Annotated in this window: 13 protein-coding genes, 4 tRNA genes and 1 riboswitch; of the genes, 6 read left to right on the forward strand and 11 right to left on the reverse strand. The window is 57.6% G+C overall.

The window, feature by feature from the left end; genetic code table 11:
- Window positions 1-13: 13 nt before the first annotated feature.
- The gene (locus HBO12_RS27230) at window positions 14-466 is read left to right on the forward strand and encodes a hypothetical protein (protein ID WP_170043785.1); all 453 of its coding nucleotides are present in this window, start codon (window positions 14-16) and stop codon (window positions 464-466) included.
- Window positions 467-836: 370 nt separating this feature from the next.
- Window positions 837-1460: a recombinase family protein gene (locus HBO12_RS27235; RefSeq protein WP_170043786.1), complete on the forward strand. Its 624-nt coding sequence runs from the start codon at window positions 837-839 to the stop codon at window positions 1458-1460.
- Between the two features lie 79 nt (window positions 1461-1539).
- Here the strand turns inward: HBO12_RS27235 and HBO12_RS27240 are convergent, their stop codons facing one another.
- Both HBO12_RS27240 and HBO12_RS27245 read right to left on the reverse strand, forming a co-directional pair.
- Window positions 1540-1872 carry a hypothetical protein gene (locus tag HBO12_RS27240; RefSeq protein ID WP_170043787.1) on the reverse strand — a complete coding sequence of 111 codons (333 nt, stop codon included), beginning with the start codon at window positions 1870-1872 and terminating at the stop codon, window positions 1540-1542.
- A gap of 717 nt (window positions 1873-2589) precedes the next feature.
- Window positions 2590-2666: transfer RNA gene (locus HBO12_RS27245), tRNA-Arg, on the reverse strand.
- 320 nt (window positions 2667-2986) lie between these two features.
- Here HBO12_RS27245 and HBO12_RS27250 point away from each other — a divergent pair.
- The 3 genes from HBO12_RS27250 to HBO12_RS27260 all read left to right on the forward strand — a co-directional run bounded on the left by HBO12_RS27250 (window position 2987) and on the right by HBO12_RS27260 (window position 4130).
- Window positions 2987-3211 carry a hypothetical protein gene (locus tag HBO12_RS27250; RefSeq protein ID WP_169955166.1) on the forward strand — a complete coding sequence of 75 codons (225 nt, stop codon included), beginning with the start codon at window positions 2987-2989 and terminating at the stop codon, window positions 3209-3211.
- Window positions 3212-3222: 11 nt separating this feature from the next.
- Complete coding sequence (locus HBO12_RS27255) at window positions 3223-3402, forward strand: PA3371 family protein (RefSeq protein ID WP_169955165.1); 180 nt, start codon at window positions 3223-3225, stop codon at window positions 3400-3402.
- Window positions 3403-3803: 401 nt separating this feature from the next.
- Window positions 3804-4130: an Arc family DNA-binding protein gene (locus tag HBO12_RS27260; protein ID WP_029294475.1), complete on the forward strand. Its 327-nt coding sequence runs from the start codon at window positions 3804-3806 to the stop codon at window positions 4128-4130.
- Between the two features lie 97 nt (window positions 4131-4227).
- Here HBO12_RS27260 and mgtE read toward each other — a convergent pair whose 3' ends face one another.
- The 8 genes from mgtE to ltaE form a co-directional block, all read right to left on the reverse strand.
- Window positions 4228-5670: a magnesium transporter gene (mgtE, locus tag HBO12_RS27265; RefSeq protein ID WP_169955164.1), complete on the reverse strand. Its 1443-nt coding sequence runs from the start codon at window positions 5668-5670 to the stop codon at window positions 4228-4230.
- A 369-nt stretch (window positions 5671-6039) separates the two neighbouring features.
- Window positions 6040-6116, reverse strand: a tRNA-Arg gene (locus tag HBO12_RS27270).
- A 72-nt stretch (window positions 6117-6188) separates the two neighbouring features.
- Window positions 6189-6265: transfer RNA gene (locus HBO12_RS27275), tRNA-Arg, on the reverse strand.
- A 108-nt stretch (window positions 6266-6373) separates the two neighbouring features.
- Window positions 6374-6464, reverse strand: a tRNA-Ser gene (locus HBO12_RS27280).
- A gap of 62 nt (window positions 6465-6526) precedes the next feature.
- Window positions 6527-6715: a carbon storage regulator CsrA gene (gene csrA / locus HBO12_RS27285; protein ID WP_003178872.1), complete on the reverse strand. Its 189-nt coding sequence runs from the start codon at window positions 6713-6715 to the stop codon at window positions 6527-6529.
- Between the two features lie 183 nt (window positions 6716-6898).
- The gene (locus HBO12_RS27290) at window positions 6899-8140 is read right to left on the reverse strand and encodes an aspartate kinase (RefSeq protein WP_038442619.1); all 1242 of its coding nucleotides are present in this window, start codon (window positions 8138-8140) and stop codon (window positions 6899-6901) included.
- Window positions 8141-8237: 97 nt separating this feature from the next.
- On the reverse strand, window positions 8238-10856 hold the full coding sequence (gene alaS / locus HBO12_RS27295; protein ID WP_170043788.1) for an alanine--tRNA ligase: 2619 nt from the start codon (window positions 10854-10856) through the stop codon (window positions 8238-8240).
- Window positions 10857-11002: 146 nt separating this feature from the next.
- Entirely contained in the window at window positions 11003-12007 is a 1005-nt protein-coding gene (gene ltaE, locus HBO12_RS27300) for a low-specificity L-threonine aldolase (RefSeq protein WP_169955162.1), read from the reverse strand.
- Between the two features lie 180 nt (window positions 12008-12187).
- Window positions 12188-12357: riboswitch (FMN riboswitch) on the forward strand.
- 113 nt (window positions 12358-12470) lie between these two features.
- Between ltaE and HBO12_RS27305 the strand changes: the two genes are divergently transcribed.
- Window positions 12471-12980: a 6,7-dimethyl-8-ribityllumazine synthase gene (locus tag HBO12_RS27305; RefSeq protein WP_169955161.1), complete on the forward strand. Its 510-nt coding sequence runs from the start codon at window positions 12471-12473 to the stop codon at window positions 12978-12980.
- A 146-nt stretch (window positions 12981-13126) separates the two neighbouring features.
- Here HBO12_RS27305 and astE read toward each other — a convergent pair whose 3' ends face one another.
- Window positions 13127-14131 (reverse strand): succinylglutamate desuccinylase, encoded by a 1005-nt coding sequence (gene astE / locus HBO12_RS27310; RefSeq protein ID WP_170043789.1) that lies wholly within the window; start codon window positions 14129-14131, stop codon window positions 13127-13129.
- Window positions 14132-14135: the final 4 nt, after the last annotated feature.

Below are 14135 nucleotides of genomic sequence, written 5' to 3' on the forward strand. Positions count from 1 at the left end.
GAAGGAGCTCCACATGCCACAGTTCGCTTACCCAATGGACGCCAGTGAGCTAGTACAAACGCCAGAACCGTGGAAGCTCGAGCTTTGGGAAACTGAAAAATACGATATCGCTTCGATAAAATATGTAATAAAGCGCTCAGATCAAGAAAGAGCAATTTACAAAATTGATCGATGGGAAATTATCGACGGTGACCACTCCAAACCTAGGCAATGGGTCTTGCACTTCGCCAAACGTCGCTATTGCCCTAGTCGTGCGATGAAGCAAGTTGATGAGTGCTTATCATCTGAACTCAACCAGGAGCACATCAGATTCTTAGAGGACATGCTTTTCGATAGCACGACGAGGCCGAGCGAGTGTGCCGGCACTGTGATCGCTGGCCCTCTTTCGTTTGAGGAGGCCAAAAAATCGGTAGCACGGTACTACGGGGCCGAAGACCATCAAGTCTTTATTTCCATCAAAAGCTAGCTTGACCATAGTTGCCTAACCCGCTTCGGCGGGTTTGTTATTGCTTGGAGATAAGCATGGCTGCACTTCAATTGGATGTCGCCTGCGCGCAAGGCGGAAAATGCGAGACGAAGTCCCTCCGTCAAGGCTTCCGGCCGTGAGAAGCACACAAACATCGCCAAAAAAGCTGAAGGTCTCACCCTGAAGACGAACTCCAAGACACAAACGAACCACCCCGTCTGCTAGACAACACATTATTGTCGCCTACCCCTAATAGGTATGCCTATCCAGATACAGGCTTATTTTGCCTTTTTCGGGCTTTCCGCTTGATAAGTAACACCCAAAGTGCAACAGTATTAGTAGAACACCCTAACTGATACAGGCACCCATCATGTTCATCCGCGCATACCTCCGAGCCTCCACCGAAGAGCAAGACGCCGGCCGCGCCCGCGCCTCGCTCGAGCAGTTCGCCAGCGACCACAACAAGGTCATTGCAAGCGTTTACCTGGAGAATGCCAGCGGTGCCACCGCCGACCGGCCTGAGCTACTGCGCCTGCTGAAGGATGCCCGTAAGGGTGACGTGTTGCTGGTGGAGTCGATAGACCGCCTCTCCCGCCTCCCAGTGGAGGACTGGCAAAAGCTCAAGACTGCGATCGACTCCAAAAGCCTGCGCATAGTCGCGCTTGACCTTCCGACGAGCCACCAGGGGATGCAGGACACCAAGGGCGACGAGTTCACCGGCCGGATGCTCGGGGCGATCAACTCAATGCTAGTGGAAATGATGGCCGCGATCGCGCGCAAGGATTACGAGCAGCGCCGCGAGCGCCAGGCTCAAGGGATAGAGAAGGCCAAAGCCGCCGGTAAGTATCAGGGACGGCCAGTCGACGCCGATCTGCACAGACGTGTCGCTGAGTTACTAGGTGCCGGCCTTGGCATAAGAGCTACTGCTAGACACGCGAATTGTTCGACAACAACCGTTCTGCGCATTAGGGATAGTGCGCAACTCGAGCTGTAGTGCGTACAGATGGAGACTTTTAAAAACAACTCCATTTCCGCTGGGTTAATGAAACATAAAGTGGCTACGGACGTGAGAGCTATTCTTGACCTTCTGAAGGTGAGCCGCTTTCCGCGGGCCTAGCTCTCATCTGCCATATTTCGTAGAACACCGAGCACACGTATCGAACTGCTATACCAATAGCGACGATACCAGCAACTGTGACGTGCTCCCGCCACGACGAAGGCAGGTTTTCCGCGCTCCCCACGAAACCAGCGGCAATAAGTGCGACTCCACCCGGCACGCTGAAAGCAGATAGAAAAACTAGAACCGTGTGATTGAGGTCAAAGGGTTGTTTATTTATCGCCCTGAAACCCGCGTAAAGGGCAGATAATGAAACGCCAAGCGCTATTCCGATCGTAGTGGTATCCATCAGCCACGCTCTTTAGATTCGTTGCCTAAAATTGCGCCTAATAACCCTCCGACTACAGCCCCAACAGGTCCGCCCAAAGCAGCTCCTAATGTCGCGCCGCCGATCAGGCCGATAGCTTGCGAGTTACCTCGCGAGGATTGCGCAGCGACTCTTACAGACGCTGAGGGCGAGATTACTGATTTGCCACTCTCCGTTATTACCTGCCCATGCACTGCGCCATAAACCTCAAGTACTCCCCCCTGATTTAGGACATCGCCTTTCACCATCCCGTGGACTTTGGCTGCACCGCCAGGTTGAACGACAACATTTTTCGTGCACGTCCCGTACAGGACCAAAAGCCCTCCCGATTTTACGACGATGCTCCCGCACGCCATCCCGTAAAGCGAAAGCCCGCTATTGAGCTCGATGTCGCCGTCAATTCGACCGTGTTCGGATTGCATAAAATTCTCTCGTTAACAGCAGTACGTATCTTTAAGAGACTAGACGGTCCGTCTGCATGACGCGTAATCGTAGCCAAAATAGGCAAAATGATTTGGGAAGGACCAGAGATAGATATAGCAGAATAGCCTTAAACCACGGCTCTGGAGATGAGCCACGCCGAATGTATCGACGTTAAAAAGCAATTCGGAAACCCCCACCACTAACTACGCTTGCTGCCACCCTGCTGTCACAGAGCGGCAATGCATTTTCGAGATAAGCCTGGAAGCCTTGAATATATGGTGTCCCAGGGCCGGTTCGAACGGCCAACCTTCCCCTTAGGAGGGGGATGCTCTATCCAATTGAGCTACTGGGACTTATGACAGGCGCAAGGCCAAATGGCGTCGCGACAGACGGCGTGCATGTTAACGGCCAAGGTGAGTTTTGTCATGTCGTCCGCAAGCTTTTTAGGCGTAAGCCGTTAACGCGCCCACCTCCTGCCTACAGGGCTGCCAAGACCCATCGTGCAAAATGCACTAGCACGAAAGGCCATCATTGCATCTTGCAACGAGCCATACTTTTGAGATCAATCTAACATACTGTTTTTTAAGGATTTTTATCAAAATAGCAGCTGGCACGATGACTGCACTCTTTACCCTTAACAATCTGTCCTGCACATGAACACGGGGAAACACCCATGAACAGCACCCTCCTGCTTCTGAATGCCCTGGCCCTGGCGGTACTGGTGATGTTCCAGTTCCAGACCAGTGGCGATAGCGATGCAGCGCAGATCAGCCACACAGGCAGCCACCAGACCCAGCAACGCGCGCAACTGGCAGTGATGACAGCCAATGGGCAACCCTCTGTTCAGTTGGCACAAGGCGCGCAGGCCGCCGGCACTTCTGAGCACTGGATTTTCTAAGCGAGCCGATCATGACCAAGACCACCTGGCTGTTTTTCATTCTGACCCTCATCACCGGCGTCATGGGGCTCAGCGCCACGTCGAATGATTGGCACACCCTTTCCCTAGGCGCCTGCGCCGTGTTCGCCAGCGCGTGGGTGATTGCCGCAATTGTCGGGCGTCGCTTCAAGTTCGACCCGGTTCTGCGCTGAACAACCGATTCACCCCCCGCCCTCCTCACCTCACCTGTCGCCCGACCTTATGTCGCCTGGGCGCGCAAATCGGCCATTTGCCACTAGTCTTAAAAATAAGGGCAAAAGGCCACATTGCTATAGGATGTGCGCCGCAAGACCCTCGGGCATCGAGAGCCTGCGCTGCGAATACTGCGCAGAAAAGTTTTCTAACCAGTCCGCAAATTTGATAATGAGTACTGGCATAAAGCCTGTAGTCAGTTCAATATTTGTCACAGAATTGACGCCAAGGAACCGGCAAATCTGAGGCATGATGCGGCCTCTTTGCAATTCAGGTTGAACATTTGTCCGCAAACCTTGTCCTAACACACATGTTGCGGCCAATTCCAAAAACCGCTCCCCTGAACTAACCGGTTAAATATATGCGCCCATTGAAACAGGCAATTTATTCCAGCCGTACGGCTGACAAGTTCGTCGTACGTCTGCCAGACGGAATGCGGGAACGCATTGCCGAGGTGGCTCGCAATCATCACCGCAGCATGAACTCTGAAATCATCGCGCGCATGGAGCAAAGCCTTATTCAGGAAGGCGCGCTGGGTGATGAGCTGAGCATGCGTATGGACAGCCCGGAGCTGTCACTGCACGAACGCGAGCTGCTACAGCGGTTTCGCCAACTGTCCCACCGTCAGCAAAATGCGCTTGTGTCGCTGATTGCCCATGACGTTGAGGCAGCCGCAGAAGCCGAATAACCGGCAACTGAAAGCTGAAGCCAGCCTTGCGCTGGCTTTTTTTTGCGTGGTTTTTTTACTTTGGATGCAGGAGCCGGCTTGCCGGCCCCTATTGGGTTCAAAGCAGGAAGATCGTCGCCAAGCCTAGGAAGATGAAGAAGCCACCGCTGTCAGTCATGGCCGTGATCATCACACTGGCGCCCATCGCCGGATCGCGCCCAAGGCGCGCGAGGGTCATGGGGATCAACACCCCCATCAAGGCCGCCAGTAGCAGGTTGAGGGTCATGGCCGCAGTCATGACCACGCCCAGGGACCAACTGCCATACAGCAGATAGGCCACCACCCCAATAACCCCCCCCCACACCAGGCCATTGATCAGGCCCACCGCCAATTCCTTGCGCATCAGGCGCGAGGTATTACCCGTGCTCACCTGGTCCAGGGCCATCGCCCGCACGATCATGGTGATGGTCTGGTTACCCGAGTTACCACCAATACCGGCCACGATCGGCATCAGCGCCGCCAACGCCACCAGCTTCTCGATAGAGCCTTCAAACAGGCCGATCACCCGCGAGGCAATGAACGCAGTAATCAGGTTGACCGCCAGCCACGCCCAACGGTTGCTCAGGGATCGCCAGACTGACGCAAAAATATCTTCCTCTTCACGCAGACCCGCCATGTTGAGGACTTCGTTTTCGCTTTCCTCACGGATCAGGTCGACCATCTCATCGATGGTCAAACGGCCGATCAGCTTGCCGTTCTTGTCGACCACCGGGGCCGAAATCAAGTCATAACGCTCGAATGCCTGGGCGGCATCGTAGGCGTCTTCATCGGGATGAAAGCTCACCGGATCGCTGGCCATGACCTCGGCCACTTGTTTGTCCGGGTCGTTGACCAGCAGGCGCTTGATCGGCAGCACGCCCTTGAGGATGCCCTCGTAGTCGACCACAAACAGCTTGTCGGTGTGCCCCGGCAGTTCCTTGAGGCGCCGCAGGTAGCGCAAGACCACTTCCAGGCTGACATCCTCACGGATAGTCACCATCTCGAAGTCCATCAATGCGCCGACTTGCTCCTCGTCATAGGACAACGCGGAGCGCACGCGCTCACGCTGCTGACCGTCGAGGGTCTCCATCAGCTCATGGACAACATCACGGGGCAGCTCAGGGGCGAGGTCGGCCAGTTCGTCGGCGTCCATCTCCTTGGCCGCAGCCAGGAGCTCGTGATCGTCCATGTCGGCGATCAGGGTCTCACGCACCGAGTCGGATACTTCGAGGAGGATGTCGCCATCGCGATCAGCCTTGACCAACTGCCAAAGCGTCAGACGGTCGTCCAGCGGCAGGGCTTCAAGGATGTAGGCGACGTCGGCAGAGTGCAGGTCATCGAGCTTGCGCTGCAATTCGACGAGATTCTGCCGATGGACCAGGTTCTCGACCCGGTCTTGATGAGGGCCTTCCTGGCGATGGGTCAGATCTTCGACCACACGCTGGCGCTGCAGCAGCTCGACGACTTGAGCCAGGCGATCCTGCAGGCTTTCTTGTGTTTTCTTTACTTCTACTTCGGTCATAGGCGAACTCCACTCCCAGCAGCGGGGCACGCCGGAAGGATCAATCAGTCAATTCATGATTGGTAAAACGGGGTACTGAGTAACTACTGGGTAAGTCCATGGAGGTATTCCACAAGCCCCGGCGGGGCTGACGGGCGCAATGATACACCGTGCGCCCGCTTTAAACGTTAAAAAACTGGAAAGAACAAGCGCTTGCACAACAAAGCTGAGTGTTGGCCACACGTATGAAACTGCGACGACAGCCATAGAAAAGAAAACACATGGGCGAGAGAAAAACCTGCGTGGCCGAGACTATTCCTACGCAGGCCGCCAGGAAAGTAAAAACCCCAGACGGCAAAAAGCCCGCACTAGGCGGGCTTTTTGTTTGTATGGTGCACTCGACAGGATTCGAACCTGTGACCGCTCGGTTCGTAGCCGAGTACTCTATCCAGCTGAGCTACGAGTGCAGATTGTGGTTTTATACCAGATCACAACTGGTTGGAGCCAAGTTACCTGCATTGCTGCAACTAACTCTTAAATGGTGCACTCGACAGGATTCGAACCTGTGACCGCTCGGTTCGTAGCCGAGTACTCTATCCAGCTGAGCTACGAGTGCATTTGTTGCCGCGCATTATAGGCCGTTCAATCTCTATGTAAAGCTATTTTTTCGTTTAATTTCAACAACTTAGCGAAAAAACCAGATTGCAACGTACTAAGCAAATAATGGCGGAGAACGGGGGATTCGAACCCCCGACACCCTTTTGAGGTGTACTCCCTTAGCAGGGGAGCGCCTTCGGCCACTCGGCCAGCTCTCCGCAACACGGGGCGTATATTAACCAGCTTCATCCCCGTTTGCAAACATAAAAAACGATAAAAATTAATGGCTTGGTTCGTCGTCCTTCTCTTTCTTGATCCGCAGGTAGATTTCCTCACGGTGGACGGCCACCTCTTTGGGGGCATTGACCCCAATCCGCACTTGATTGCCTTTGACGCCGAGCACGGTCACGGTGATTTCGCCATCACCAATAATCAGGCTTTCTGCGCATCGACGAGTCAGAATCAGCATACCTTTCTCCTCACGCATTTCATTTCGGGAACAACAGTCTGCAAAAAAAGGCCTTGGGCCTATAACCCATCGGCCATGGCCCTGCATGCCTAAGTATTGTCGAGCACGGGCAAAAGAACAGGCCTGGGCCATCACCCGGCAAAAAAGAAAGGCGCGGATCAACCGCGCCTTCCTGGCAACGCGTTACTCGCCCTGTCGGGCCGGCGCGTCCAGTTCGAAAGCGGTGTGCAGTGCACGCACAGCCAGCTCCAGGTACTTCTCTTCAATCACCACCGACACCTTGATCTCCGATGTGGAGATCATCTGGATATTGATGGTTTCCTTGGCCAGGGACTCGAACATGCGGCTGGCAACGCCCGCATGGGAGCGCATGCCCACACCAACGATCGACACCTTGGCGATCTTGGTGTCGCCGACCACTTCACGCGCCCCGATTTCCTGGGCAGTGTTCTGCAGGATACGCTCGGCCGCATCGTACTCGTTGCGGTGCACGGTGAAGGTGAAGTCGGTGGTGTTATCGTGCGCAACGTTCTGCACGATCATGTCGACTTCAATGTTCGCCGCACTGATCGGCCCAAGGATCTTGAAGGCCACGCCCGGGGTGTCTGGCACGCCACGGATGGTCAGCTTGGCTTCATCGCGGTTAAAGGCGATGCCGGAAATGATCGGCTGTTCCATGGATTCCTCTTCATCAATAGTAATGAGGGTGCCCGGACCCTCTTTAAAGCTGTGCAATACGCGCAGCGGTACGTTGTACTTGCCGGCAAACTCCACCGCACGGATCTGCAACACCTTGGACCCGAGGCTGGCCATTTCCAGCATCTCTTCGAAGGTGATCTTGTCCAGGCGCTGGGCCACGGACACTACGCGCGGGTCAGTGGTGTAGACGCCGTCCACATCGGTGTAGATCTGGCATTCGTCAGCCTTCAGGGCTGCCGCCAGCGCCACGCCGGTGGTGTCGGAACCGCCACGGCCCAGGGTCGTGATATTGCCGTGCTCGTCAACGCCCTGGAAACCGGCGACAACCACCACGCGACCGGCCTTCAGGTCACCACGAATCTTCTGGTCGTCGATCTGCAGGATGCGCGCCTTGGTGTGCGCGCTGTCCGTGAGGATCCGTACCTGGGTGCCAGTGTAGGACACCGCCGGCACGCCACGCTTGTTCAGCGCCATGGCCAACAAAGCAATGGTCACCTGCTCACCGGTGGACACGATCACATCCAGCTCACGCGCCAGCGGAGCCTGATCACCACTGATTTGCTTGGCCAGGTCGATCAGGCGATTGGTCTCGCCGCTCATGGCCGACAGCACCACCACCAGGTCGTCGCCGGCATCGCGGAATTTCTTAACCTTGTCGGCGACCTGCTCGATTCGTTCGACAGAGCCGACCGAGGTGCCTCCAAATTTCTGTACGATCAAAGCCATTTCTAAGCCGCCTCAGCCCGTAAAGGGGCGCCCAATAAACAAATCTTCCAGCAGCTAAGCGAGCCCATGACTAGACCATGGACTCATTAACAGCGCCTTAAATACCGGCCTCGACAAATGGCACGGTCAGGGCCAGGGCCGCGTCCAGGGCACCAGCGTCTACACCACCGCCTTGCGCCATGTCCGGACGACCACCGCCCTTCCCGCCCACTGCCGCAGCGGCTTGTTTCATCAAATCACCAGCCTTGAGTTGGCCAGTCAGGTCCTTGGTTACACCGGCAACCAGTACGACCTTTTCCTCATGGACACTGCCGAGCAGGATCACTGCGCGGCCGAGCTTGTTCTTCAACTGATCGACCAAGGCCAACAGCGCCTTGCCGTCCTGACCGTCCAGGCGCGCGGCCAGAACCTTCACGCCCTTGATGTCCAGTGCCGAGGCTGACAGGTCGTCACCCGCTGCGCTGGCCGCCTTGGCTTGCAACTGCTCCAGCTGTTTTTCCAGCTGGCGGTTGCGCTCCAGTACGGCAGAGAGCTTGTCGATCAGGTTGTCACGGCTGCCTTTGACAAGGGTCGCCGCTTCCTTGAGTTGTTCTTCGGCCGCATTGAGGTAGGCCAGGGCCGCAGCGCCGGTCACCGCCTCGATACGCCGTACACCGGAAGCCACGCCGCCTTCGCTGATGATTTTCAGCAAGCCGATGTCACCGGTGCGCTTGGCATGGATACCGCCGCACAGTTCCACGGAGAAGCTGCCGCCCATGCTCAGCACGCGTACGTTGTCGCCGTATTTCTCGCCGAACAGCGCCATGGCGCCTTTTTTCTTGGCGGTTTCAATATCGGTTTCTTCAGTTTCTACCGCAGTGTTCTTGCGAATTTCGGCGTTGACGATGTCTTCCAATGCCTTCAATTGCTCAGGCTTGATCGCTTCAAAATGGCTGAAGTCAAAGCGCAGGCGCTGACTGTCGACCAACGACCCCTTCTGCTGGACGTGCTCGCCCAATACCTGGCGCAGCGCCGCGTGCAGCAAGTGGGTAGCCGAGTGGTTCAAGGCGGTTGCATGCCGCACATCAGCATCAACCTGAGTCTCTACCGGAGCGCCGACCGTCAGGTTACCCAGCACCAACACACCGTGATGCAGGAAAGCACCGCCGGTCTTGGTGGTGTCGCGCACGTCGAAACGACCGGATGTCGAGCGCAAGAAACCACAGTCACCGACCTGGCCGCCAGATTCAGCGTAGAACGGCGTCTGATCGAGCACCACGACCGCCTCTTCGCCTTCGCTCAAGACATCGACCGACTGGCCATCTTTATAAATAGCCACGATCTTGGCCGAGCCGACGGTGGCCTGATAACCCGTGAACTCGGTCGCCACGTCAACCTTGACCAAGGTGTTGTAATCCAGGCCAAAAGAGCTCGCGGAACGCGCGCGTACACGCTGGGCTTCCATCTCACGCTCGAAACCAACCTCATCGACCGTCAGTTCACGCTCGCGGGCGATGTCGGCCGTCAGGTCCATCGGGAAGCCATAGGTGTCATACAGCTTGAACACCACATCACCGGGCACCACGGTGCCTTTGAGCTCAGCCAGGTCCTGTTCCAGGATCTTCAGGCCGTGCTCCAGGGTCTTGGAGAACTGCTCTTCTTCAGCCTTGAGCACGCGCTCGATGTTGGCTTGCTGCTGCTTGAGTTCCGGAAAGGCTTCGCCCATCTCGGCCACCAGCGCGGCAACGATTTTGTAGAAGAAGCTACCCGTGGCGCCCAACTTGTTACCGTGGCGGCAGGCGCGACGGATGATGCGGCGCAGCACGTAGCCACGGCCTTCGTTGGAGGGCAGCACGCCGTCGGCAATCAGAAAACCACAGGAACGGATATGGTCCGATACCACTTTGAGCGAAGACTGGTTGTCGTTGGCGCAGCCAATGGCCGCGGCCGACGCGCTCAGCAGGTTCTTGAACAGGTCGATTTCGTAGTTGGAGTGAACGTGCTGCATCACCGCGCTGATCCGCTCCAGGCCCATACCGGTATCTACCGACGGCGCAGGCAGCGGATGCAACACGCCATCGGCGGTGCGGTTGAACTGCATGAACACGTTGTTCCAGATCTCGATGTAACGGTCACCGTCTTCTTCCGGCGAGCCCGGCGGGCCACCCCAGATGTCGGCGCCATGATCGTAGAAAATCTCGGTGCACGGGCCGCACGGGCCGGTATCGCCCATGGTCCAGAAGTTGTCGGAGGCGTAAGGCGCGCCCTTGTTGTCGCCAATGCGGATCATGCGCTCGACCGGCACACCAATCTGCTGGGTCCAGATGTCGTAGGCTTCGTCGTCGGTGGCGTAGACGGTGACCCAGAGTTTTTCCTTCGGCAGCTTCAGCACGCCAGTGAGGAAGGTCCAGGCGAAGTTGATCGCGTCTTGCTTGAAATAATCGCCAAAGCTGAAGTTGCCGAGCATTTCGAAAAAGGTGTGGTGACGGGCGGTGTAGCCGACGTTCTCCAGGTCGCTGTTCTTGCCGCCGGCGCGCACGCACTTCTGGCTGCTGGTGGCGCGGGTGTAGGCGCGTTTTTCCTGGCCCAGGAAGCAGTCCTTGAACTGGTTCATCCCCGCGTTGGTGAACAGCAGGGTTGGGTCATTGCCTGGGATCAAGGAGCTGGAGGAGACACGGGTGTGACCTTGCTCTTCGAAGAAGCGAAGGAAGGCTTCACGGATTTCTGCGCTTTTCATTAGGTTCTTCCACGGAGGCTGCGGCCAAAGGCCAGTGCTAAACGTCATCAGACGGAGCGACGGCAAAGGGCCGCATTATATCGGCCCTTTGCCCGTGGTACAGCGTGTTTATACGATAGAAACAGTCAATTAGACGGCCTGCACTGTCATTTCCGGGAAAACTCGACAAATGTCGCCAGCACTTGCTCCATCTGTGCCCGGCTGACGTCCAGGTGCGTGACCATGCGCAAGCGCGGGGCGGCACTCAACGTGATCCCACGCGCTTCGGCAAAGGCCTTCAGCGCCTGGGCCTGCTCGCCGATCTGCACGTAGACCATATTGGTCTGCACCGGCTCCACGCTGTAGCCGGCCTTGCGCAGCTCATCGCCGAGCCACTGGGCATTGGCGTGGTCTTCGGCCAGGCGCGCTACCTGATGGTCCAGGGCGTACAGCCCCGCCGCCGCCAAAGAACCCGCCTGGCGCATACCGCCACCGACCATCTTGCGCAAACGACGGGCCTTGGCGATCAACGCACTGGAGCCGCACAGCACCGAGCCAACCGGCGCGCCAAGGCCCTTGGACAGGCACACCGAGACCGAATCGAAATACCCGGCAATCTCCCGCGCATCCACCCCCAGCTTGACCGCCGCGTTGTACAGGCGCGCGCCGTCCAGGTGCAGGGCCAGGCCATGTTCGCGGGTAAATGCGCGTGCAGCGGCCAGGTAGCTCATGGGCAACACTTTGCCTTGCATGGTGTTTTCCAACGCCAACAGCCGGGTGCGGGCGAAGTGGAAGTCATCCGGCTTGATCGCTTCTGCGACCTGGGCCAGGTCCAGCGAACCGTCCGCCTGGACTTCCAGGGGCTGCGGCTGGATCGAACCCAGCACCGCCGCGCCGCCGCCCTCATATTTGTAGGTGTGGGCCTGTTGCCCGACGATGTATTCCTCGCCCCGCTCGCAGTGGGCCATCAGTGCCAACAGGTTGCTCATGGTGCCGGTCGGCACGAACAGCGCGGCGGCAAAGCCCAGGCGCTTGGCCAGTTCGGCTTCCAGCAGGTTGACGCTGGGGTCTTCACCGTAGACATCATCGCCGCTCGGTGCGCTGGCCATGGCATCGCGCATGCCCGGCGTGGGTTGGGTCACGGTGTCACTACGAAGATCAATAACGGACATCAAGCAGGCCTCTGCGAGTGGAGAATGACCTGTTGTAACCGATTACTGCGGGTATCGCCCACAGATATCAACCGCCTACAAGGCTGATCGGCAAACCTGTCGATAGTCGATATTAACAAGCACCCTATGCAGTTTTTCGAAATGTATGGTAAAAACTCTCCGCCGCCAGGGTTCTGGCGGCAACGTTCTCAGGGCGGGGTGCAATTCCCCACCGGCGGTAATTGCGCGCAATGCGCATAGCCCGCGAGCGCTTGGCGCCTCGAACTGCTCACGCAGGACGGCGGCAAGGTCAGCAGACCCGGTGTGATCCCGGGGCCGACGGTCATAGTCCGGATGAAGAGAGAACGGGATTGGCGCCTAAGGGCCGTGTGCTGATTTCATGCCTGCATGACACAGCTGCTCGCACCCTTAAATCCCATTCGATTCATAACGCCCTGTTTTTTTCATAAACAGGAGTCAGAACATGCAACCCACCGCAATCGACAGCAAGAGCAAAAACCACCACGGTGAGCGCGTCGCGTTTATCCAGGCTTGCTGGCACAAAGATATTGTTGATCAGAGCCGTAAAGGCTTCCTCGCCGAAATGCTCGTCCAGGGCTACCAAGAGTCGGACATCGATTTCTTTGAAGTCGGCGGCGCCTTTGAAATGCCCCTGCACGCCAAGCTACTGGCCAAGTCCGGCCGCTACGCCGGCATCGTCGCCGCCGCCCTGGTGGTGGACGGTGGGATCTATCGCCACGAGTTCGTCGCACAATCGGTAGTCAGCGGCCTGATGCAGGTGCAGTTGGAAACCGAAGTGCCAGTGTTCTCGGTGTCCCTGACGCCGCATCACTTCCACGCGGGCAGCGAGCACCACAACTTCTTCTTTGAGCACTTTGTGCACAAGGGCAAGGAAGCTGCGCAGACCTGCGCCGATACCCTGCACAAGATCCGCGCGATTCGCCGCAATGAGCCGCGTGCCTTAGCAGTCTAAGCAACCCTACCCAACCCAGTGTAAAAACTGGGTCTGGGTGGGAGCTGGCTTGCCTGCGATAGCATCGCCTCGAGGTAACTGACAGGCCGAGTTGATGCTATCGCAGGCAAGCCAGCTCCTACAGTTGACCGCGCTGAACCCAAGGTTCAGGCCAGGCCAACATCTGTGGTCGGCACAATCAGGATGCCCGCCCGCAAGCCATTCTTGACCTTCGGGTTGGGGAAGATGATGCGCGCGCCCTCCTCCTCGATCACCCAGCGGGTCTTGGCGATGTCCTCGGCCAGCAGGTAGCCCTTCTCCAGTTCCGAAAAGTTCTCCACATCCGCCGGCAAATGCAGGGTGAAGGCGTCACTGTGCTTGATGATTTCCCGGGCCACGCTGAACAACTTCAGGCCGTCCAGGCCCTCGGCGGCCGGCTCGTTGCCTTCAATGATCTGCTTGAGGCGGGTTTCCAGGCGCGATACATCCACCCCCTGGTTCTGCCCGAATGGACGGGCCTTGCCCAGTTCCAGGGTGAACGACTCGGCGCCCAGCTGCTCGTAGGTAAACGCGGTGAAAGTGATGGAGGTCTTGTTCTGCAACAGCACCGCTTCCATGCCGGCCGCGCGCAAGCGGGCCAGTTCGGTGCGGGAGTGTTGGCGCCCTTCCTTGAAGGGGTACAGGGCAAACTGCTCGATCTTCGAACCGCGAATCGCCGTGTGCAGGTCGTAGTGCAGGCGCGAACGGCCGGGCACGCTGAAGAAGGTGCGGGCCAACTGCTCAAGCTCGGCGGCGCGCATGGCTTCGGGGCCGATGCTTTGTTCGTGGCGGCCGTTGAACAGCCGGTTGACGTCCTGCTCGAGGTAACGCTCGCCGCGACGCATGGCCTCGGGGTTGCCGAACAGGAACAGAATACGGGTACGGGGCTTGATCTCCCCGCGGGCGATGCCATGCAACAGGCGGTCGGCCAATTCGATCGGCGCGGTTTCGTTGCCATGGATGCCGGATGACAGCAGCACATCGGCGCCGTTGTCCCGTGCCTCAGGAGGCCGCACCTCGAGTGCGCCCTCACTGAGCCAGCGCATTTGCACGCCGTCGACAGTCAGTTGAATTTTTTGCGCCGGTTCACGACCGGCGAGGGTCAGTTCAAGCAGTTTGCCGAGGGCGAGCATAGAG

The organism is Pseudomonas sp. WS 5059, assembly GCF_012985525.1.
GTDB lineage: Bacteria > Pseudomonadota > Gammaproteobacteria > Pseudomonadales > Pseudomonadaceae > Aquipseudomonas.

Bases quoted from the DNA above. Each gene is read 5' to 3' on its own strand.
- HBO12_RS27255 (WP_169955165.1), top strand. From the start codon at position 3,223: ATGACCAAGACCACCTGGCTGTTTTTCATTCTGACCCTCATCACCGGC.
- astE (WP_170043789.1), bottom strand. From the start codon at position 14,131: ATGCTCGCCCTCGGCAAACTGCTTGAACTGACCCTCGCCGGTCGTGAA.
- HBO12_RS27260 (WP_029294475.1), top strand. From the start codon at position 3,804: ATGCGCCCATTGAAACAGGCAATTTATTCCAGCCGTACGGCTGACAAG.
- HBO12_RS27235 (WP_170043786.1), top strand. From the start codon at position 837: ATGTTCATCCGCGCATACCTCCGAGCCTCCACCGAAGAGCAAGACGCC.
- mgtE (WP_169955164.1), bottom strand. From the start codon at position 5,670: ATGACCGAAGTAGAAGTAAAGAAAACACAAGAAAGCCTGCAGGATCGC.
- HBO12_RS27240 (WP_170043787.1), bottom strand. From the start codon at position 1,872: ATGGATACCACTACGATCGGAATAGCGCTTGGCGTTTCATTATCTGCC.
- HBO12_RS27290 (WP_038442619.1), bottom strand. From the start codon at position 8,140: ATGGCTTTGATCGTACAGAAATTTGGAGGCACCTCGGTCGGCTCTGTC.
- ltaE (WP_169955162.1), bottom strand. From the start codon at position 12,007: ATGTCCGTTATTGATCTTCGTAGTGACACCGTGACCCAACCCACGCCG.
- HBO12_RS27305 (WP_169955161.1), top strand. From the start codon at position 12,471: ATGCAACCCACCGCAATCGACAGCAAGAGCAAAAACCACCACGGTGAG.
- alaS (WP_170043788.1), bottom strand. From the start codon at position 10,856: ATGAAAAGCGCAGAAATCCGTGAAGCCTTCCTTCGCTTCTTCGAAGAG.
- HBO12_RS27250 (WP_169955166.1), top strand. From the start codon at position 2,987: ATGAACAGCACCCTCCTGCTTCTGAATGCCCTGGCCCTGGCGGTACTG.
- HBO12_RS27230 (WP_170043785.1), top strand. From the start codon at position 14: ATGCCACAGTTCGCTTACCCAATGGACGCCAGTGAGCTAGTACAAACG.
- csrA (WP_003178872.1), bottom strand. From the start codon at position 6,715: ATGCTGATTCTGACTCGTCGATGCGCAGAAAGCCTGATTATTGGTGAT.